17 protein-coding genes are annotated in these 21,993 nt (G+C 38.6%); 4 read left to right on the forward strand and 13 right to left on the reverse strand.

Going from position 1 to position 21,993, the window contains the following annotated elements; all coding sequences use genetic code 11:
* Positions 1-117 precede the first annotated feature (117 nt).
* Entirely contained in the window at positions 118-2,319 is a 2,202-nt protein-coding gene (locus tag HCU67_RS06995; protein WP_168551843.1) for a S9 family peptidase, read from the forward strand.
* 25 nt (positions 2,320-2,344) lie between these two features.
* Positions 2,345-3,877: a peptide MFS transporter gene (locus HCU67_RS07000; RefSeq protein WP_168551844.1), complete on the forward strand. Its 1,533-nt coding sequence runs from the start codon at positions 2,345-2,347 to the stop codon at positions 3,875-3,877.
* Here HCU67_RS07000 and HCU67_RS07005 read toward each other — a convergent pair whose 3' ends face one another.
* The 5 genes from HCU67_RS07005 to surE are packed head-to-tail and all read right to left on the reverse strand — an operon-like array spanning position 3,878 to position 8,643.
* The gene (locus tag HCU67_RS07005; protein WP_168551845.1) at positions 3,878-5,899 is read right to left on the reverse strand and encodes a ComEC/Rec2 family competence protein; all 2,022 of its coding nucleotides are present in this window, start codon (positions 5,897-5,899) and stop codon (positions 3,878-3,880) included.
* A complete protein-coding gene (locus HCU67_RS07010; RefSeq protein WP_345890694.1) occupies positions 5,899-6,456 on the reverse strand; it encodes a C40 family peptidase in 558 nt (185 codons plus the stop codon). The genes HCU67_RS07005 and HCU67_RS07010 overlap by 1 nt, the downstream gene beginning before the upstream one ends.
* A gap of 9 nt (positions 6,457-6,465) precedes the next feature.
* Positions 6,466-7,575, reverse strand: coding sequence for a lipid-A-disaccharide synthase (lpxB, locus tag HCU67_RS07015; RefSeq protein ID WP_168551847.1), 1,110 nt, complete (start codon positions 7,573-7,575; stop codon positions 6,466-6,468).
* 8 nt (positions 7,576-7,583) lie between these two features.
* Complete coding sequence (locus HCU67_RS07020; protein WP_168551848.1) at positions 7,584-7,871, reverse strand: hypothetical protein; 288 nt, start codon at positions 7,869-7,871, stop codon at positions 7,584-7,586.
* Positions 7,864-8,643 carry a 5'/3'-nucleotidase SurE gene (gene surE / locus HCU67_RS07025; protein WP_168551849.1) on the reverse strand — a complete coding sequence of 260 codons (780 nt, stop codon included), beginning with the start codon at positions 8,641-8,643 and terminating at the stop codon, positions 7,864-7,866. The genes HCU67_RS07020 and surE overlap by 8 nt, the downstream gene beginning before the upstream one ends.
* 199 nt (positions 8,644-8,842) lie before the next feature.
* On the opposite strand from surE, the gene HCU67_RS07030 reads away from it, so the two are divergent.
* Together HCU67_RS07030 and HCU67_RS07035 are read left to right on the forward strand one after the other, a co-directional pair.
* Positions 8,843-11,038 carry a carboxy terminal-processing peptidase gene (locus tag HCU67_RS07030; RefSeq protein WP_168551850.1) on the forward strand — a complete coding sequence of 732 codons (2,196 nt, stop codon included), beginning with the start codon at positions 8,843-8,845 and terminating at the stop codon, positions 11,036-11,038.
* Positions 11,039-11,100: 62 nt separating this feature from the next.
* Positions 11,101-11,898: a DNA/RNA non-specific endonuclease gene (locus tag HCU67_RS07035; protein ID WP_168551851.1), complete on the forward strand. Its 798-nt coding sequence runs from the start codon at positions 11,101-11,103 to the stop codon at positions 11,896-11,898.
* 1 nt (position 11,899) lies between these two features.
* Here HCU67_RS07035 and rodA read toward each other — a convergent pair whose 3' ends face one another.
* From rodA to HCU67_RS07075, 8 genes are all read right to left on the reverse strand, one after another.
* Entirely contained in the window at positions 11,900-13,180 is a 1,281-nt protein-coding gene (gene rodA, locus HCU67_RS07040) for a rod shape-determining protein RodA (protein ID WP_168551852.1), read from the reverse strand.
* Entirely contained in the window at positions 13,170-15,044 is a 1,875-nt protein-coding gene (gene mrdA, locus HCU67_RS07045) for a penicillin-binding protein 2 (protein ID WP_168551853.1), read from the reverse strand. Before mrdA ends, rodA begins: the two co-directional genes overlap by 11 nt.
* 22 nt (positions 15,045-15,066) lie before the next feature.
* Entirely contained in the window at positions 15,067-15,579 is a 513-nt protein-coding gene (locus tag HCU67_RS07050; protein WP_168551854.1) for a rod shape-determining protein MreD, read from the reverse strand.
* Positions 15,569-16,387: a rod shape-determining protein MreC gene (gene mreC, locus HCU67_RS07055; RefSeq protein ID WP_168551855.1), complete on the reverse strand. Its 819-nt coding sequence runs from the start codon at positions 16,385-16,387 to the stop codon at positions 15,569-15,571. Before mreC ends, HCU67_RS07050 begins: the two co-directional genes overlap by 11 nt.
* A gap of 12 nt (positions 16,388-16,399) precedes the next feature.
* Entirely contained in the window at positions 16,400-17,428 is a 1,029-nt protein-coding gene (locus HCU67_RS07060; RefSeq protein ID WP_168551856.1) for a rod shape-determining protein, read from the reverse strand.
* A gap of 49 nt (positions 17,429-17,477) precedes the next feature.
* A complete protein-coding gene (gene purH / locus HCU67_RS07065; RefSeq protein ID WP_168551857.1) occupies positions 17,478-19,010 on the reverse strand; it encodes a bifunctional phosphoribosylaminoimidazolecarboxamide formyltransferase/IMP cyclohydrolase in 1,533 nt (510 codons plus the stop codon).
* Positions 19,011-19,096: 86 nt separating this feature from the next.
* On the reverse strand, positions 19,097-19,546 hold the full coding sequence (locus HCU67_RS07070; RefSeq protein ID WP_168551858.1) for a GAF domain-containing protein: 450 nt from the start codon (positions 19,544-19,546) through the stop codon (positions 19,097-19,099).
* A gap of 55 nt (positions 19,547-19,601) precedes the next feature.
* Positions 19,602-21,947 (reverse strand): hypothetical protein, encoded by a 2,346-nt coding sequence (locus HCU67_RS07075; RefSeq protein ID WP_168551859.1) that lies wholly within the window; start codon positions 21,945-21,947, stop codon positions 19,602-19,604.
* Positions 21,948-21,993 lie beyond the last annotated feature (46 nt).

Consider the following 21,993-nt stretch of genomic DNA (forward strand, 5'->3'; position numbering starts at 1 on the left):
ACGGTTAAATTTCAAAGATAACCCAAAGCAATTTTGGCTTGGTAATTGTTACCAAAAGTTTACATTTTCGAAAAATTAGTAGTAAACTTGAAAGCTTTTAACCAAAAAGAACCCTTCATGAAAAAAATAGCGTTATTTCTCGCTTTAATCCTTTCATTATCAATTACTTCTCAGCAAAAACAAATTACCCTTGACGAAATTTGGGGTGGTGAGTTCCGAGCTGAATATATGGATGCGCTCCGGTCAATGAACAACGGTACACAATACACCGTATTGAATTTGACAAGGAATCCAAAGGGTAGTAGTTTAGACAAATACGATTATAAAACTCAAAGTAAAGTAGAGACTATTGTTGCCTCTGGCGGTGATGTTCCTGTATTTAGTTCTTATGAGTTCAGCGGAGATGAATCCCAATTGATTCTTGCTACTGAGGTAGAACCCATATTTCGACGTTCCAGATTGGGAATCTATTATGTCTACGACGTTAAATCAAAAAAAATAGTCCAGATTTCCGATAAGAAAATTCAGGAACCTGAATTATCTCCTGATGGTTCACAAGTGGCCTACGCCTTTGAAAACAACCTTTATTTATTTGATTTAGCGTCCGAAGAATCGGTACAACTAACATCAGATGGTGAGAAGGGGAGTATAATTAATGGAATTACAGATTGGGTTTATGAAGAGGAATTCGCCTTTGTTCAGGCCTTTGAATGGAACAGTGATGGTAGTAAAATCGCCTTCTTACGATTTGATGAAACAAATGTCCCACAATTTTCAATGGATGTTTACGGTAAGGATTTGTATCCCTATCAATACGAGTTTAAATACCCAAAGGCAGGTGAGGAAAATGCCAAGGTCTCATTACACATGATAGATGTAGCCAGCAAAGAAATTTCAAAGGTGGATTTGAGAGCGCCTTATTACATTCCAAGGATTAACTGGATGAACAATCCGAATTACTTGAGTGTTCAGACCATTAATCGACATCAAAACCATTTGATTTTGCACCAGGTTAATGCCAAAGACAATTCAGTGGTTACCTTATTGGAAGAAAAAGATGATGCCTATGTAGATATTCATGACAACCTTACATTCTTGGCAGACGATAGTTTTATTTGGACCAGCGAGCGTGATGGATTCAACCATATTTATCTGTACGATGAAGACGGCAAACTGATGAATCAAATTACAGAAGGCCCTTGGGAGGTTACCAATTATTATGGTTATGATCAAAAGAATGACCGTATCTACTATCAATCTGTTGAAAACGGATCTATTAATCGTGGTGTTTACAGTATTTCTAGTTCTGGTAATAACAAAAAAGAGTTGGTAGCAAAAGAAGGAACAAATTCTGCATCTTTTAGCACAGATTTCACCTATTTCATCAATACCTATTCCAGTTCAACGACTCCTAATAAATTCACCTTGCACAATGCGGCCAACGGAAAAAAAGTTGCTGACATTAAGAATAATGAAGCATTATTGGAAAAACTCAATGGGTACGAACTAAGTGAAAAAGAGTTTTCTACTATAAACATCAATGGCAATGACCTGAACATGTACATGATAAAACCGAAGGATTTTGACCCTAATAAAGAGTATCCTTTGTTGATGTACCAATACAGTGGGCCTGGCTCACAATCGGTTGCCAATCGATGGATGGGAGCCAATGATTATTGGCATCAAATGTTGGCCCAAGAAGGTTATATTGTGGCCTGTGTAGATGGTCGTGGTACCGGTTTAAAAGGGCGGGACTTCAAGAAAGTGACCTATTTGAACCTGGTTAAGTACGAGACCGAAGACCAAATTGCGGCGGCAAAGAAGTTGAGTGAGTTGCCTTATATCGATGAAAATAGAACAGGAATTTGGGGTTGGAGTTTCGGAGGCCATATGAGTACCAATTCTTTGTTAAAAGGCAATGATACTTTTGAAATGGCCATAGCCGTTGCACCGGTTACTAGCTGGCGTTTTTACGATACTATTTATACAGAGCGATTTATGCGTACCCCGCAAGAAAATCCTGAAGGTTATGATAACGAGTCTCCGTTCAATTATCCTGAATTGTTAAAGGGAGATTACCTATTGGTCCATGGCTCTGGGGATGACAATGTACATGTACAAAACAGTATGCGAATGATAGAAGCCTTGATTCAAGCCGATAAACAATTCGACTGGGCTGTGTATCCTGATAGAAATCACGGTATTTATGGCGGAAACACCCGTAAGCACCTCTACCGAAAAATGACCAATTTTGTTTACGATAAATTAGGAAATCGCCCTAAAAAGGAAGAGCCAGTAGTGGACAAAATCAAAGGATAATCAACTAAACTAAACCAATATAATTATGTCTGATGTAGCCAAAGCAGCCGACCAAAAACAAATTTTGGGCCACCCCCAGGGACTTTTTTATCTGTTCTTTGCCGAACTATGGGAACGCTTTAGTTTCTATGGAATGCGAGCCCTCTTGACCTTATACATGGTCAAGGTAATATTTGAAGCCTTAGCAACAAGAGATTATGCGGCAGCTGCAGTTTATGCGTCATATGGTTCTTTGGTCTATGCATCAACAGTGATTGGTGGGCGTATTTCAGATACGATTTTAGGTATGCGAAGCTCCATTTTTCTCGGAGGTATATTAATGGCGCTTGGGCATTTCGTATTGGCTATTGAGAATAATATGGCCTTTTTCTTGGCATTGGCCTTTATAGTAGTTGGAAATGGATTCTTTAAACCGAACATTTCAACTTTTGTGGGGACCCTATATAAAGACGGGGATCCGCGAAAAGATTCAGGATTTACCATTTTCTACATGGGGATTAACATTGGAGGTTTTATCTCGCCACTTTTATGTGGTTGGTTGGGTGAAACCTATGGTTGGCATTATGGATTTGGTCTTGCAGGAATAGGAATGTTGACAGGGCTTTTATTCTTCTGGAGCGGAATTAAAAAAAATGTATTCGGAGACGGAGGTAGACCACCTAGTATTGAAGTATATCAGAAAAAGGTGATGGGTTTACCGCAACATCTATTGGTCAAGATATTGGCTTTTTTGTCTGCCCCTTTGGTTGCCTATCTCCTATATTCTTACAAAGCCGTTTTTGATGAAGGTTCATTTTTTGGCGGAATTAATTTGGTGACTCTTTTATTCTATGTAATTGGCATTGCGGTACTCGCTTTTATTGCTAAAATTATGGTTGGAGCTACCCCTGATGAGCGAAAGAAACTTTTCATGGCTTTGCTGATTACCTTTTTTATGACAATTTTCTGGGGCTTTCACGAATTACATGGTAGTGTCATTACTTTATTTGCAGCAAGGAATGTAAATCTTTCGTTGATTAATGCTAGTCAAACCAATGCACTAAACTCCATGTTCATTGTGATTTTGTCTATCCCTATTTCCTTAATGTGGACCTATTTGGCAAAGAAAAAATTGAACCCAAGAACTCCTTACAAATTTGGAATGGGCCTTCTCTTAGCTGGTTTGAGTTTTTATATCGTTTCACTTAGTGGAGCTAGTGCAGATGAAAATGGAATGGTACCATTTTCATATTTGTTGGCCTTGTATTTCATAATTTCCGTTGGTGAGTTGTTTATGTCACCAGTGGGCTTATCGAAGATTACCGATTTATCACCTAAGCGCATTGTAGCTTTTATGATGGGGGTTTGGTTCTTGTCTTCGGCCTATGCATTTCAGATAGTTGGGTTTATCTCAAAACAATTGGCAATCGAAAGCACGGATAGTAATGTTGGAGGTTTTGATACGTTGAATGTTTATTTAGATGGCTTTAGGTTGATAGCAATTTATGCCTTGGTCGCTGGAGCTGTGGTCATTGTCTTTGGGCCACTTATGAAACGCTTAATGGGTAACGTGCATTAATTACTTATTCAATTTAAAATAATAAGCTCCCTTTTCGCCAGTATGGTGAAAAGGGACTTTTCTTTTAAGGCATGTGGCTTCCCATCGGTGAACATAGCTTTTATAGTTGCTCCCATCTGCCAAAACTACCTTCGGCTTTATGGAATCTAACAGGCGTTCTAAATTAATTTTCGGCGATTCGGTAAGCAATACGTAATCCAAATGTAATTGGTTTGGGTAAACACCTGTGCTATCCAATATGACCAAGGATTTCCCATCAATACTGTAACTGTTTCGTAGATCACTCGACTTGACTTCAGTAATTCGCTCCGCAACTCTAAAATCGTTGACTATTTTTTGATTCAAATTTTCATTTCGGTGCAAAACCGTAAGATTTTCAGCTGTTTGATGAATTATAACTGAATTTCTTGTCTGATGAAGCAATATGAGCCGTTCCTCGGTCTTTAATGAATATTGGTTGAAAATACCCCAAATTAAGAGCCCGCTCAAAGAACCCAAAAACATTACAATATTTTTGAATTTGGGTTTTGTAAGGTAAAGTACCATACCAATTATAAAAGCGTATCCCAATATTAATTGTACTTGATCATAAGGAATATCACGAAAAACAAACCCCTCTTGATTTCCAACCCAGCTAATAATGGCATTCATTTGCGTGATTAGATAGTTGTAAGCCTCTACCAAAAATTCGGGTAATGCCTTCATAGCGGCAAGGACTACAACTAAAACTCCAATGCCAAGTATAAGACCTAAAAAGGGTACCACGATTAAATTGGTTATGAAGAATAAGGAAGGAAATTGATGAAAGTAAAAAAGACTTAATGGTAATACTCCGAGTTGTGCCGAAAGACTGACTGAAAGTAATTGCCATAGTTTTCTTATCAACCAATTATCAGGATACCAAAACCGCTGAAGTTTAGGGTAAATCCAAACTATGGCAAGTACAGCCAAATAACTCATTTGAAACCCAACTTGAAATAAAAAAAGCGGTTTGAACAAAAGAATGAAGAAGATTGATAGCGCAATGATGTTAAAAGTATTGGTTGGGCGATTCAGATTCATCGCATACGCCAAAAACGAGAACATGGTTACAGCTCGAACAACAGAAGGCGAAAGTCCAGCAATAACCGCGAATACCCAAAGTGCTGTAATCACTAGAACTGTTTTTAGCTGTTTCCCTTTTCGAAGAACCTCAAGGGGTTTAAAAAGAAATTGTAGAATGATCAAAAGGATTCCGATGTGCAGCCCTGATACTGCAAGAATATGAACAGCTCCAGCGTTTTTGTAATCATTATAGGTTTCATTTGAAATATCGTCACGTTTACCAAGAATTAGTGCTTGTATTACACTAAGTTCTGCTTCGCCGAAATTGTAAGTTTTTAAATTTTTGATGAGATCATCACGGAAATTTGATGCTATTCCCACAAGGGTTTTAGATGGTTTAGGAATTTTAACCAAAGGCGCTTTCTCCAATCGAATCTGGTGCGATATACCCTGCTTTTTCAGATAGTCTTTGTAATCAAACTGATGAGGATTTAATGGTTTTTTGACCAATTCTGGCGCCCCTATGAAAACGAATTCATCATCAATTTTGAATTCGTTTGTTATTGAATCCAATGGCAGGTTCAGAAGTAGTTTTCCAGATACTTTTGAGGAGTCACAGTATTTGACTGCAACTACGTAGCGCTCAGAAAATGAAGTTGGTTTTAGTACCGATTTGACCTTGATTTCAAACAACTGCTCCTGCCCACTTAACTGTTTGGCATAGTGATTTCGGTTGCTAAGTAGATTACTGAGAGTTACAACTAAAATGCCTAAGCAAATAAGTAGTAATGCAGCGAGCAGACCAAAAATCGGAAAAGCATCTCTCTTTTCCTTTTTTTTGTAATACCCTAAAGCAATTAATAGGAAAGGAATTGAAATTCCTGGATAGATTGGGTTTATAGAGAAATAGTATCCGAGTAGGATTCCTGTTATAAGGCCAAGCGTGAGTTTAATTGAAATGAACTGAAAATTCCGCATTACAAAATGCGTGTGGCTTTAATAAAGGTGCTATTCCAAAAACCTTCACGAAGCGAAGAGACAATTACTCCCCTTGAAGAGGTAGAATGAATAAAGCGTATTTCGTCACCTGTAACCTCGACTACTAACCCCACATGATTGATGCGTTTACCGTTTTTCGAAGTTCTGAAAAATAGTAGGTCACCACTTTTTACCTCTTTCAGGCTTATTCGTTTGCCTTCATCGGCCATTTGATACGAAACCCGGGGAAAGTCAATATCATGTTCTAAGAGCGAGGTGTATATCAAACCTGAACAGTCCATTCCTTTGCGTGTCGTTCCGCCGTATTTGTATCTGACCCCTGAAAAGCCCAACGCCGTTCCAATCACCTTTTCGGCCTTACGACTACGATATTCATTTTCAGTAGCTTCGGAGTTTGATTTTTCCTCAGATGCTTCAATCGTTACCGTCCTCTTTTTGGTGTAAGATGTTTTTTTCTTAGCTACACAATTTACAAATAGAAAGAGGCTGGTAAAGCAGACTATTTTTAGGAGCGCAGATTTTATAATCTTCTTCACCATCTAAATTTAGAGCTTTTCAATTATTAAGGTGGCTGTTTTATCACTTGCACCTGTACCACCAAGTTTCTCTTCTAGCACATCGTATGCTGCCAAAACCCGATTTCTATTTACAGGATCAAGAAGTTTGCCAAGTTCAATTTTTAGGTTTTCAGGTGTCAAATCACCTTGAATTAGTTCTTTGACCACTTCCTTCCCCATAATTAAATTGACCAAAGAAATATAGTCCAAGGTGATGATGCGTTTGGCAATTTGATAAGATACCCAGTTGCCTTTGTAGCATACAACCTGTGGCACTTTGAATAATGCGGTTTCTAGAGTTGCGGTGCCACTGGTGACCAATGCCGAGTGTGAATTTTCGAGAAGACTGTAGGTTTGATTTGAAACAAAATGAACACTTTGGTTCGTGGTGAATTGTGCATAAAAGTCGTTTTCCAAACTTGGGGCACCTGCGATTACAAATTGATATTCTGAAAAATGGGGGACCGTGGTCAGCATTACCCCGAGCATTTTTTGAACCTCTTGTTTTCGACTACCTGGGAGCAAGGCTATAATTGGTTTTTCGGGGTGCAGACCATTTTCTTGTCTAAATTGTTCTGACGACAGTTTCTCTCGATTTGATATCGCATCTAAAAGAGGGTGTCCCACAAATTCAACAGGGTATTGATACTTTTTGTAGAATTCCTTTTCGAACGGTAGTATAACATACATCTGGTTGATGTACTTTTTGATTTTTTCAACACGACCAGCTCGTGAAGCCCAAACCTGAGGGGAAATGTAGTAGTTCGTTCTGAGTTTTTGTTGGTGCGCCCATTTGGCAATCCGTAGGTTGAAACCCGAAAAATCTATAAAAATGACAACATCAGGTTTGAACTTGCTAATATCTTGTTTGCAGAAGGAGATATTTTTGAAAATGGATGAAAGGTTCTTGACGACTTCGATAAAACCCATGAAGGCCATGTCTTTATAATGCTTGGCCAATTCGCCTCCAGCTTCATGCATTAAATCACCACCCCAGCATCGTATGGTTGCTTGCGAATCATGCTTTTTTAAAGCTTTGATTAAGTTCGAACCATGAAGATCCCCTGATGCTTCTCCAGCAATTATATAGTATTTCATTTACCGATTTAGAACAGCTTGTAATACAAAATTACCAAAGCTGTTAAAATAGTTGCAATCATAACACCTCTTGCCCTATAGTCCCTTTTAATCCTAAGAAAACCGAAAAAGGCCACAAGATTTAAAATGGCACCAAGGGCCAATAAACTTCCGATGTGTTCTTGTTCCACCGCTGCATTGTAGGTTTCTACAATACCTAAATCGGAAAAAAATAAAATGTAAAGTAGCGTTCCAAAAGTATTGGCAATAACCCCGACAATAAAACCAATGAGGGTTTCTTTTTGAATTTTATTCATTGAAATTCCATGAATTTAATTGTTGAATAGCGTGGTGAGCGGTCAAATCGAATTGTGTCGGAACCACGGAAACAAAGCCTTCTGATAGTGCGTGAATATCTGTATCTTCACCTTTGTCCAAAAGTTCAAATTCTCCAGTTAACCAGAAATATTCCCTGCCCGTTGGGCTTTTTCTTCTATCAAATTTCTCTCGCCAATTTGCACGAGCTTGACGGCAAATCTTAATGCCTTTTGGTTCAGCACCATCTGTTTTTGGAATATTTACATTCAACACCGTACCCCTTGGCATACCTTGGGTCAAGGCTTCTTGAACTATTTTTTTAGCACTCCTGCCTACACCACTAAAATCAGCCTTCCATGAATAATCCAATAATGAGAAGCCAATAGCGGGAATACCTTCAATACCAGCTTCGATTGCGGCACTCATTGTACCAGAGTAAATTACGTTTATAGAGGCGTTCGAGCCGTGGTTAATTCCACTGACAACAATATCCGGTTTACGGTCTAATAGCTCTTGCAGGGCCAGTTTAACACAATCCGCGGGTGTACCACTACAACTGTATTCGGCAGGGGCCCCTTTATCTTTATCAATAATTACCTTTTTCGAATAAAGGGTATTGTCTATGGTAATGGCGTGCCCCATTCCTGATTGCGGGCTATCGGGTGCTACGACCACCACATCCCCAATTTCCTTCATAAATTCTATCAAGCTACGTAGCCCTGGAGCAGTGATTCCGTCATCATTCGTGACTAATATTAAGGGATTTTTCAAGACACCATACTTTAAGCCGCAAAAATACGTTTTTCGTTAAGGATAAAGGTGTGCTTTCGTTTAACACAAAATTATGTGAGGCTCAAATAGCTGGCATGATTTTTTCTGTATCTTAGATAATTACAAACAAAGTGTAGCTGGATATTTAGATGTAGAACGAAAAATAGGATGCTAAATCCAGTCCCAAAAATACCATTTTATGAAGAAGAATTTTGCGTTTGGTTTTGTTGTTATGCTTATTGCGGTTGCTTCATGCAGTTTTACCAACAAATCTTTTGAGAGTAATGATAAGGATAAACTTCTATTAGACCTTATTACCTACGTTTTAGAACGAGGTCACTATGAACCCAAAGACATAAACGATACATTTTCTGCGAATGTTTATGAAGATTTTATTGACATTCTAGACCCTACCAAGCGTTATTTTTTGGCATCTGATATTCAAGAATTTGAAACATACAAATATCAAATAGATGATGAATTGAAGAATACTGAGATTACGTTCTTCAATTTAGTTTATGATCGATTGATGACACGGATGAATGAAGCAAAAGATATTTATGCCGAAGTCTTGGAAGAGCCATTTGATTTTTCAAAGCAAGAAGAAATCAATATTGATTACAAAGATGAATCTTATGCTCAAAATCGACAAGAACTCAAGGAACGTTGGAGAAAACAATTAAAATACAATGCCCTAGGGGTTTACGATAATAAAATTTCAATTCGTAAAACTGCTGTTTCTGGTGGTTCGTCGGATACCCAAGGTCCTGACATGGTCAGTGTTGATGTTGAAGCAAACATCAATACAACCCCGATAGAATTAAAAGATGTTACTCTTGCTGAAGTAGAGGCTGAAGCCCGTAAGAGTACGAAGACCACTCTTGATGAGTTTTTTGATTTCGTAGACGATTTAGAACGCAAGGATTGGTTTGTACAATACGTAAATACCATTGTTGACGAATTTGACCCTCATACTTTTTACTTTGCACCAGAAGAAAAAGATAAATTCGATATCAACATTTCAGGAAAGTTCGAGGGTATTGGAGCACGTCTTCAAAAGAAGCCTGAAGGGGCAAAAATTGTTGAGATTATATCTGGTGGCCCCGTATGGAGGGATAAAAGCCTAGAAGTAGGCGACGAAATCATAAAGGTTGGTCAAGAGAATGAAGAGCCAATCGATATTGTAGGTATGCGTTTAGACGACGCCATTAAGTTAATTAAAGGTCCAAAGGGAACTACCGTTGCACTTACAGTGCGTAAAGTAGATGGAAGTGTTGAAATAGTTTCAATTACCCGTGATGTGGTTGAACTTGAAGAGTCTTATGCGAAATCTGCAACTGTAATTAAAAACAGTAAGAAGTTCGGTCTTATTCATTTGCCGAAGTTCTATGTTGATTTTGAAGATTATACCGAACGAAATGCTGCAACGGATGTTGCTAAAGAAGTAGAACGTTTAAAGCAAGCAGGTGCCGAAGGACTTATCTTGGATTTACGCGATAACGGTGGAGGATCTTTAAAGACAGTAGTTGAAATGGCAGGACTATTCATCAAAGATGGTCCGATTGTACAGGTGAAATCCTCTGACAAGCGTAAAGAAGTTCACGAAGATAAAGATGAGCGAATCCAATGGGATGGTCCTCTAGTCATATTGGTAAATGAATTATCTGCCTCTGCGTCTGAAATTCTAGCCGCTGCAATGCAGGATTATAAAAGGGCCATTGTGATAGGTAGTAAACAAACCTTTGGTAAAGGAACGGTTCAAAATGTAATTCCATTGGATAATATTGTTCGAAGCAATGAACATGGAAATTTAGGAGCTATCAAATTAACGACCCAAAAGTTCTATCGAATTAATGGGGGTTCAACACAACTTGAAGGTGTTAAAAGTGATATCGTAGTTCCAGACAGGTATTCCTACATTGATATTGGAGAAAGAGATCAAGACAACCCATTAGGGTGGGATAAAATTACCCCGGCCGACTACCAATTCTGGGATGGTTATATTGATTACGAAGGTACCATTGCAAAAAGTCAGGCAAGAATGTCAATGAATCCTCAGATTCAATTGATTGAGGAAAACGCAAAATGGTTAAGTAAACAACAAGACCAAACCTTGGTATCGCTTAACTATGATAGCTATAAGACCGATAGAGACAACGATAAAAAACAGTCGGATTATTTCAAAAAAATCTATGAATACGATTCAAAGCTTACGTTTGAGTCTTTGAAGTACGAAAAAGAATTGTTTGCCCAAGATCCTATTTTACGTGAAAAGCGTGACCGTTGGCACCAAGATTTGGCTAAAGATGTTTATGTCGAAGAAGCCATTAACGTATTGGAAGATTTAAAAATGGACGTTTTACGTAACAAGAACAAATCTTCAGTAAAGGGATAATCCTTAGAAAAGCCTTTTGATAAAGCCCTGTCAGTTTTGACAGGGCTTTGTATTTTGTGCCCATGAAGCGAAAAACGGTTTATTCCATTTTACTTATAACTTGCATTGTCGGGTTTTGGCTCTTCGAAAACTTTTATACACCTGATACCTATTCGGATGAAGCTTTAGGTAATGAAATAGCACAAAATGACGAGTACTTCCCAAGCACAACAAGAGGAGTAATCATCAAACATAACTTTTATTCACTATCCTACAGCGAACCCCATGAACAGGCCGAATGGGTTTATTATGAATTAAAGAAATCGCATCTAACAAACGATGATAGAAGGCGGCCCTATTTTATTGAAGACCCAAAGGTTCCGTCAAAATCGGCAGACTGGCGCAATTATAAAAACTCTGGTTTTGACCGAGGGCATCTTTGTCCCGCTGGGGATCGAAGGTTTTCAGAACAGGCGTACAATGAGACCTTCTATACGAGTAATATTTCCCCTCAAAAAAAGGATTTCAACGCAGGGGTTTGGAACCGCTTGGAGCAACAGGTTCGTTATTGGTGCAGACGTCATGGAGACTTAACGGTTATCACCGGTGGAGTGCTTACCGATAGTTTAAAAGAGATTGGTTCCGAAGATGTTGATGTTCCTGAACACTATTACAAAATTATTTTTCGTGGCGTTGGTCAAGATTTAAAAGCACTTTGTTTTCTGGTTCCGCACGAAGAATCCGCTCGTTCGCTTGAGCACTTTTTGGTGCCTATTGATAAACTTGAACAATTAACAGGGATAGACTTTTTTGAAAGGCTACCAAAAACTATACAATCACATTTGGAACGAAATGTGAATTCAGAGGGATGGAAATTCTAATTTAATTTTCCATTAGTCGTGAAGCGTCCAGTTTCAAAAAAATAAAGAGCATTGCCGTAAAGAATAATAGTCCTGAACCACCATAACTGAAAAAGGGTAGTGGAATTCCGATAGTAGGTAGTAGGCCGATGACCATTCCAATGTTAATAACATAATGAAAGAATAAAACTGAAATTACCCCATAGCCGAACATTCTTGAGAAATCACGTTTTTGTCTTTCCGCAAGGTTCAATAGTCGAATAAAGAAGAGCGTGTAAAGAATGATAACAATCGAAGTTCCAAAAAAGCCCCATTCTTCACCTAAAGAACTAAAAATGTAATCTGTGTGCTGTTCAGGAACAAAGTTTCCTTTGGTGCGGGTGCCCTCTAGAAAGCCCTTCCCCCAAAAGCCCCCTGATTCAATTGCTTTTTCAGCCTGATAGGTATTGTAACCAATAGTCTTTTTTATCTGCTCCAATTTTCGTTCATCATCTTCTAGCCCTAGCCAAAGGTCGAAGCGATTACGATGTCTTTCCTCAAAGATTTCAGTATATACGAATCTTACGGAGAGTGAATAGAGTACACATATGGTCAAAAACACAGCCATAGGTAAGGTAGGCACTTTAAGTGTTGGCTTTTTGAATAGGTAAAACAAAGAGGTCAGCATTCCCAAGCCTATAACAATCCATACTACACCATAAATCAGGGTCAGTACGAAAAGGAGTACCAATAATAGCGCAATGCCCAAATAATAAATGGGAAGCCCTTCCCTAAACAGCACAAAAAAAAGTGCAAAATAGACCAAAGCACTTCCAGGATCAGGTTGGGGCAATATCAGTACTACCGGTATGATAATAATCAAAATGGCATATAGCTGGTGCTTTCTTCTTTTGATATCGGTTTGAATGTCACTTAAATATTTTGCAAGTGCCATAATGGTGGCCAATTTGGCCAACTCGGAGGGCTGGAGGTTCATAAAACCCAAATCGTACCATGAAGTTGCACCGCCGATTGTTTTTCCAAATAAAAAAAGGCCCAGCAAGAGCACAAGCGAAATGATGTAAAAAATGCTTCCGAAACGTTCAAAAAAGGTAGAATTAAAAAAAAAGATACTTATTCCAATTACAATTGAAAGCAGGATGAAGAACAATTGTTTGCCATATTCCGTGGCCAAGTTCAACAGTGCGACATTCTCCTCTTCTACCGTTGTGCTATAGATATTTGCCCAACCGGCCCCTACAAGAACCAAATATAAGAGTATGGTAATCCAATCGATTCGTCTTAATAGACTGTCACCATACATACTCGTTTATCTTAAATGGTTCGCCACTGAATGGTTTTTCATATTCTTTTTCTAGCGTGGTATTGAACATACGATACTCCAAGTCTTTTCTGGTTATATCACCCTTTAAATACTTTTCAATCATCAAGGATGCTATATGACCTGCATAACGTGCCCCATAATACCCATGTTCAATATAAACCGATATCGCGATTTTAGGGTTTTCAACGGGAGCAAAAGCCACAAAAACCGAGTGGTCAGTGAGTTGTACTTTTTTACCATCAATACGGGTAAAGTTTTCTACCGTTCCAGTTTTTCCGGCAATGGTTATATCGGGAATTCTAAGGCGATTTGCCGTTCCGTACTTATAAACATTTGCCATTCCTTCAATAACGGGTTCAAAATGTTCTTTATCAATCGTAGTATATCGACGTTCGGTAAACTTGGGGTCAATGGCACTTGAACCTCCAACCCTTTTTATCAAATGAGGGGTATAGAAATAACCACGGTTTGCTATGGCGGCAGTCATATTAGCCAATTGTAATGGAGTAGCTGCGACCTCACCTTGGCCAATTGAATTTGAAATTATGGTTGGCGAATACCAACGGCCATCGCCGTACCACTTATCATAAAACTCTTTTGTTGGAATTCTACCAGGCCTGCCCGTAGGTAAATCAATTCCCAGGTAGTTTCCAAGACCGAAACTTCGCATATGGTTTTCCCAAACATCCATACCTTCATCGGTGGTTTCGTACTTGCCATAAATATTTCTGAAAGTTCCTGCGAAATAGGCATTGCAAGAAGTGAATATTCCAGAATTCATATTCCTTATACCACCACCACAATGGCAAAGCTTTTTTGTTTTTTTCTTTCCGACATAAAACCCGTTGTAGCAGGTAAATTTGGTTTTTGGCGTTATTACACCTTCTTGTAGAGCAACCAAGGCATTTAAGGCTTTAAAAGGAGAACCCGGTGATTGTTCTGATAAAATCGAACGGTCCCAGGTAGGTCTTGAAATGCTATCGTAATGTAGTTTGCTGTAATTTCTTGACCGTTCACGACCCACTAATAATGCTGGGTCATATGATGGGCCTGAAATCATTGTCAATACTTCACCGGTCTTGGGTTCAATTGCAACAATACCACCCCGTTTTCCAACCATTAATTTTTCACCATACTCTTGAAGGGCTTTATCAATAGTGATGTGAATTTCAGTTCCTAATTCCGGTAAGGTGTCCAGCTTCCCTTCTTTATATGGCCCAATGGCGCGATTAAAGCGATCTTTTTGTATGAACTTTACACCTTTTCGTCCACGAAGGAATTCTTCGTATTGTTTTTCAATTCCCGTGCGACCAATAAGTTCCCCAGCAGTGTAATATTTATTGGTGCTCAAGTCGGTTTCATTTACCTCACTGATATAACCGAGTACATTAGCAGAGGAATTCGTCTTGTAGTCCCTTAATGAACGTTTCTGAATATAAAAACCGGTATACTTTCGCATCTTCTCTTGAAGACTGGCATAATCTTCTTTGGAGAGTTGGGCTACCAGAACCGAAGGAAGTCTTGGAGAGTAGTTCCTGGCTTTTTCAAGTCTCTTTAGAAAATCACTTTTCGAGATTCCCAATAGTCCACAGAATTCAAGAGTGTCCAAAGGTTTTGTCTCCCTAGGTATCACCATAACATCATAGGCCGTTTGATTGCCGACCAATAAATTTCCATTGCGATCATAAATGTATCCCCGTTCAGGATAATCGTAAACAGCTTTTACCGCAGAATCATCTAGCACACGGTTAGACGAGAAACTAAATAGCTGCATATACGAGAGCCTTCCGATATAAACGAAACCTATGACTATGACAAACGAAAAGAGAAGTAGTTTTTTCATTTAAGAATTCTTAAACCCTCATTTACTCCCTATTCAAGGCGAACAATGAACTTAACAGTAAGGATAAAATTAAACTAGCTATACCTATAAACAGAATCTTTTTCAAAATTAGCAGGAAATGGGAGAAACTTAAAATTTCGAGCGAATAGAAAATCGTATGGTGTATAAAAATCAAAACAGCCAAAAAGGTAACCCTTTGGACCAAGGTGGTATTCTTGAAGGTAAAGCCTTGAAAATCGACTGCTGCACCAAAGCTAAATCGCATGATAAGTGGTCTCAAAAAGGCAACAGTCAATAATGATGTTGAGTGTATTGCCAATGTATCCGAAAATACATCTATGGCAAATCCCAATAAAAAACTTGCAATTAGAAAAATTGACCTGTTCGTTCTCAGTGGATACCAATACACAAATAGCACATAGACCATTGGATTGATAAAACCCAAAAATCCCAAATCATTAAAAATTAGAACCTGGGCAAGGAGCAGCATTAGAAAACGCAAAGCAAGAACTAAGAAGGTGTTGTTAATTTGCATTTCTAGTTGAATTTTCAAGTTGAATTTGCTCTCTTCGATACCGGCTTTTAATAACGTATATAGCGTTGAGGTTTGCCATATCATTAAAGAGCCCAACGTCTATTGTGTAAAAGCTCTTTGACGTATTCAAGTCGTATTTCTTTATCACTCCAATCGGAATGTTCTCTGGGAATATGCTCGACATTCCACCTGTTACTATAGTGTCACCCACAACCAAAGGCACTGATTTTGGAATGTCAACAAGTTGAACCTCATTATAATTTTCTGTATCCCATGTCAGGGAACCAAAATAATTGGTGTTTTTGATTTTGGCGTTAATGATTGATTTGGTATTCAAGAGGCTTTGAACCGTAGCAAAATTTAAGGATGTGTTTTCAACAATCCCCAAAAGTCCTTTTGAAGTAATAACTCCCATATCTTGAACAAGACCGTGTTTTTTGCCTTTATTGATGGTTATGTAATTGTTCGGTGAATTGTAACTATTATTGATAACTACTCCACCAATTACTTCGAATGACCAATTCTCCGAATCGGTATTTTCTTGTGGTCCGTTTTGCTGATTAAAAAGTTGGTTGCGCAAAAGTCTATTCTCTTCAAGTAATACCTCATTAGCTTCACGTAAATCAAAGTAGGAGGTCAGGTTATTTGAAATTTGATAGACATTTCCGGTCAGCCATCGAGAGCTATTGAAAACTTTTGATTGATGATAGGAATGGGAGCGAAAGGTTAATGTCAGCGAAATCAGTAAGAGAATACCAAATAAGAATGTATTTCTATTACTGAGTATATAGTCTAGTAATCGCTGCATTCAATAGGATGACTATTTTATAAGGATGTTCTTGTAACGCTCAATATTTTTCAAGGCAATTCCTGTACCACGTACTACCGCTCGTAAGGGGTCCTCGGCAATATAAACTGGCAGGTCGGTTTTTTGCGACAGGCGCTTATCCAGACCTCGTAACATCGAACCACCACCGGCCATGTAAATACCTGTGTTGTATATATCAGCTGCAAGTTCTGGCGGTGTTTGCGAAAGGGTTTCCATTACTGCATCTTCAATTCGAAGAATACTCTTGTCAAGTGCTTTTGCTATTTCACGGTAAGAGATGGATACCTGTTTTGGTTTTCCTGTCAATAAATCCCTTCCCTGAATTTGTTTATCATCAGGTGGTGACTGCAGATCTTCGGTAGCTGAACCTATTTCGATTTTGATTGCCTCTGCCGTACTCTCACCAACATAAAGGTTATGCTGCGTACGCATGTAATAGATGATATCATTTGTAAAAACATCACCTGCAATCTTAACCGATTTGTCACACACAATTCCCCCTAAGGCGATAACTGCAATTTCAGTAGTACCACCTCCGATATCAACAATCATATTACCCTTGGGCTGCATTATATCCAAACCAATACCTATGGCAGCCGCCATTGGTTCATGAATCAAATAAACCTCTTTTCCATTAACGCGTTCTGCAGATTCACGTACAGCGCGCATTTCAACTTCGGTAATACCTGACGGTATACAGATGACCATTCGCAGTGCAGGTGGAAACCACTTCTTTTTCAAGGCTGGAATGTTCTTGATAAACATGTTTATCATTTTTTCCGAAGCATCGAAATCAGCAATCACCCCATCTTTTAATGGGCGGATGGTTTTAATATTTTCATGGGTTTTTCCTTGCATCATATTGGCCTCACGACCAACCGCAATGATTTTACCTGACATGCGGTCACGGGCCACAATAGAAGGGCTATCGACCACTACTTTATCCAAATGAATTATGAGGGTGTTTGCCGTACCTAGGTCAATCGCTATCTCCTCCGTCATGAAATCAAAGAATCCCATATAGTTTGGCTGTTTTAATTATTGTAAAATAACGGCAAAAGTAGTGAAATTAGTGCTTAAAATGCCTAGTGCCAGTCATTACCATCGAAAGTCCGTTTTCATTGCAGTAATCAATGCTTAACTGGTCCTTTATGGAGCCTCCTGGTTGAATCACTGCTGCAATACCTGCTTTATGTGCAATTTCCACACAATCTGGGAATGGGAAAAACGCATCACTGGCCATTACCGCACCTTCTAATTCAAAGTTAAAGTGGCCTGCTTTGTGAATGGCTTGGTTCAATGCATCTACTCTTGAAGTTTGGCCTGTTCCACTGGCACACAACTGTTTGTTTTTTGCCAGTACGATTGTATTGCTCTTAGTGTGCTTGCATATCTTGGATGCAAACAACAAGTCTTCCAATTCTGCAGTTGTTGGTTTTTTGTCGGTTGCCTGGGTCAAATCAACCTGCGAATCGGTCTTAGCATCTTTTTCTTGCAATAGGGCTCCGTTCAAACAGGTTCTCACCAACATCTGGGGTAGTGCAACTGGTTTCTGAATTAAAATTATCCGATTCTTTTTTCCTTTTAAAATTTCGAGTGCATCAGAAGAATAGGAGGGAGCAATGACCACCTCGCAGAACAGTTGGTGTATTTCTTCAGCGGTTGCTTTGTCAATTTCGGTATTGCTGATTAAGATTCCTCCAAAGGCAGATACCGGGTCTCCAGCGAGGGAATCTACATACGCTTGTTTTATCGTTGGTCTTGTGGCTAAACCACAGGCATTGTTGTGTTTTAAAATGGCAAAAGTTGGATCGTCGTTTTTGAATTCCTCCATCAAATTAACCGCAGCATCAATATCAAGTAAATTATTGTAGGATAGTTCTTTACCATGTAATTTATCGAACATTGCTTCTAAATCACCAAAGAAGAACCCTTTCTGATGCGGGTTTTCTCCGTACCGAAGTACTTGACCTTTGGTCTCACTTAGTTTTAAAGCGGCCAGCTCGTGGTCTTGGTTGAAATAATTGAATATGGCGGAATCGTAATGCGAGGAAACATTAAAGGCTTTTGAGGCAAAACGCTGACGTTGTTCCAAGGTGGTTTCACCATTACCTTCATTAATAATATTTAAAAATTCCTCATAGTCCTCCATAGAAGAAACACAAAGAACGTCTTTGTAATTTTTTGCAGCCGCACGAATCAATGATATACCTCCGATATCAATTTTTTCAATAATATCTTGATTTGATGCACCACTGGCTACGGTTTTTTCAAAAGGATATAAATCCACAATAACGATATCCAATTGCGGAATCTGGTATTCCTTCATTTGAGCCATGTCAGATGGGTTGTCCTGTCGGTTCAAAATGCCCCCAAATACTTTCGGGTGAAGTGTTTTAACCCGACCACCTAAAATCGAAGGATAACTAGTGACCTCTTCCACTGCAAGTACAGGGATGTCCAAATCTTTGATAAATTTTTCTGTACCGCCTGTGCTGTAAAGAGTGACGCCTAATTCATGTAATTTTTTGACAATCGGTTCCAGACCATCTTTATGGAAAACGGAGATAAGTGCCGAGGTGGCTTTTTTAGAAGTATTCATGATGCTTTTGCGGAAAAATTAAGCTCCAAAAATACTTTTTTTAAGGGGAGGATTTTTATTGTGTTATTAACAAAACCATGTAAGTTTTAAAGAATCTCGGCCACTTTTGCATTGACCCATTCCAAAAAACGTTCGTCTTCTTCAGAAAAGGGGTCAGGGGTATTGCTATCAATATCAATTTGCCCAATGTTCTCCCCATTTTTAAATAAGGGAACTACGATTTCAGATTTGACAGTCAGGCTACAAGCAATATAGTTGTCTTGCGCCGCTACATCAGGCACCACAAAGTTTTGATTGCTTTCTGCAACTTGACCACAGATTCCCTTTCCAAAAGGAATAATGGTGTGGTCTGTAGGTTCTCCAACATAAGGGCCTAATTTCAGCTCACGTTTGTTCCCATTCTTAAAGTAAAAACCGACCCAATCGTAGTAGTCGACCGCATCTTGTAAAGCTTGACAAATGGCAAGCATCTTATCTTCTGCTGTCTTGTTTGATTGTAGTATTTCTTCAACCGATGATTTTAGGGCTTCGAACATTTAAAAATTTTTGAAGGGTAAAAGTCGATATATTCTTTGATTACTTACAACTTTTTTAGTTCAAAGAAACCAAGTGGTTTTCAGAGATTATGGTTCCGGAATCAGAGAATCCTTCTATAATGACCAAGATTTCTTCTTCACTTTCAAAGGGAACCTTAAATTCAGGAATAGTATCATTTCGATTGGAAATCGATTGCCAACCTAATATTCCGAAGTGTTTAAAGCTTGAAATACTCGTTTCAAAATAATCAGGTCTTTTGAATCGTGAAGGTGGATCGAACCCTCTATCAACTAAAATTTCCTCACTAGTAATTTGTTTATCGGACTTAGGTCTGTTTTTAAATTTATCATTTGTAAAAACAACAATGATCATTCCGCAGGCGCCAGGTCGGTCCCAGTAAATTTCGTCCACATATTCCAAACTAATATCTTTATAGGGGTCCAAGAATTCATCATAGATACCATCAAATACTATTGCTGGGAAAACAGTGCCACACCTATTGTTCCTCTTGGCCAATTGCAAGGTGCCCGCCCTTCTGTCACGCCACATTGGACTTATCAAAATTGGAATGAACCCTTGTCGCTGCATAAAATCACCTATTGTCATTTTGGTTAGCGTACTATCAATTTTGGTGGCTTGATACGTCGGAAAAAATCGTTGATACTTTAGTCGTTTTGCCGTTACCACTACTTCTTCCAGGTTTTGGGTGTCGCTTCCATTGTTTGAAAGTGGATTTTGTTCGTTAATGAATTTCGAAGATTCATGAATATCGTTTGTACTAAAGCGGTGTCTAAATTTTTCAATAACCGGTTTGATGGCATAGCTAAAATTGGCTTTGTAAGGTTTGCCGTTTTGGGCAATAAGTGACAGATTTAACTTGCTGCCTTTTTCCAATGCTAAATCTTTGAATTGAAATTTTGAATCGATGACCTCAGAATTGAGAAGAAGTTCGTTGCTTTTAGAATAAAGTACAACCATTTTTGGTTTAATTGTTTTGTCTCGTGGCTCAACCACCCCTTCAATTGTCGCCGTGTAGGAATTGGGTTCTGGTACTACCAAATTTTTATTCAAAATGGTATTCCAACTGTACTTCGGTTGGGCCAAAATTGAAATCTCATCCATAAAGTTTAAGTCTTCATACGAAACAATTTCTTTTGCCCATAAATCACGCCATTCGGCATTTTTAAAATGCGGCTCGAGGTAGAGTGCAAATAGCGCTTTTTTTCTGAATTCTTGGGTTCTTGTTTTCGCGGGCAAAATAGAGATACTTAGACTCTCAGTTCTCTTCTTGGTCATAAGAGGTTTGAGTGCAAGCGCTACGGAATCGGTAGTTCTCTTTTTGTTGTTGACATTGTATTTCTTTAGTTGTAGATTATCACTGTGAAAAAGAAAACGATTGGCAAGAATTTGACCATTGCCATCCACTATGGTAAGTTCATTCATACCGTTAGAAAGCACATCATAGTTGATTTTGAAATCAAATTTGGTCTTTGGTTCGCCTAATGAAAATCCGTTAATATTTTGGTCTTTGTGAACAAGCAGTGTTAATTTCGATTCAGGCCGATTAGAATTATTTCGGATATCAAAAACCTGAACTGCAAGCTCATTTTTATAGGGGTTTCTGGCAATAGAAAAGGAAACCCCGTTCTTTTTTATTTCAGGTAATTTTTCAGAGGTTAAATTGCCGTTTTTGTATAATTTCAACTTATAGTCAGTGCCGAAATCTGGCAAGAAGGTGAATACATCGAATCCATTCTCGTTCAATTTTATTTCAGAGATTTTTTTATTTTTTTTACCAACCAAAAATGCGGAATCTGCAACCATAGGAACTCCCGCACTATCAAGTACCCTAACGATACATTTGTTAAATACCCCGGCCAAAAGTTGCCCGCTCTCTGCGGTAATTTTGATTAACGGTTCGTCCATTTTCATTCTGTAATCAAAAGAAACGAAATCGGCGGTTGTATTGTTCTTTATCAGAACGGGGTATTTCGTTGAATTGTCCTCTTCAAAATTTTGCATAGCGGCCGTATACACTTGTAAAAAGTACAATCCGGAATTCAGCGTGTTTGTCAGAAAGATGTCGCCACTTGCTTTTCCTTCGCTAAAAAGAATGGTTTTGCGAGTTATGACTTTGCCTTCGCCATCTATAAGGTCAACGTAAATGAACTCATCTTCCTTACTTGGTAAATTTTTGGAATGTTCAAGAACATAAGCATTGAACCAAATGTGCTCCCCTGTGAAAAAGACGGTTTTGTTTAAATGCAAATGCACACTTTTTCGGGCGGTCTTAAAATAATCCTTATAGTCTTCGACCAATTGCTGAACAGCAGTATTTTCTGCTTGGGCATAAAATTGAAGGGTAAAAAGCCAGGCAGCAAGAAAAAGTCGTGTTTTCATTCCATCAGTGTCTTCTTAAAGCTAAGAATTTTTGAAAGACGCCTCT

This window comes from Croceivirga thetidis, assembly GCF_012272815.1.
In the GTDB taxonomy this organism is placed as follows: Bacteria; Bacteroidota; Bacteroidia; order Flavobacteriales; family Flavobacteriaceae; genus Croceivirga; species Croceivirga thetidis.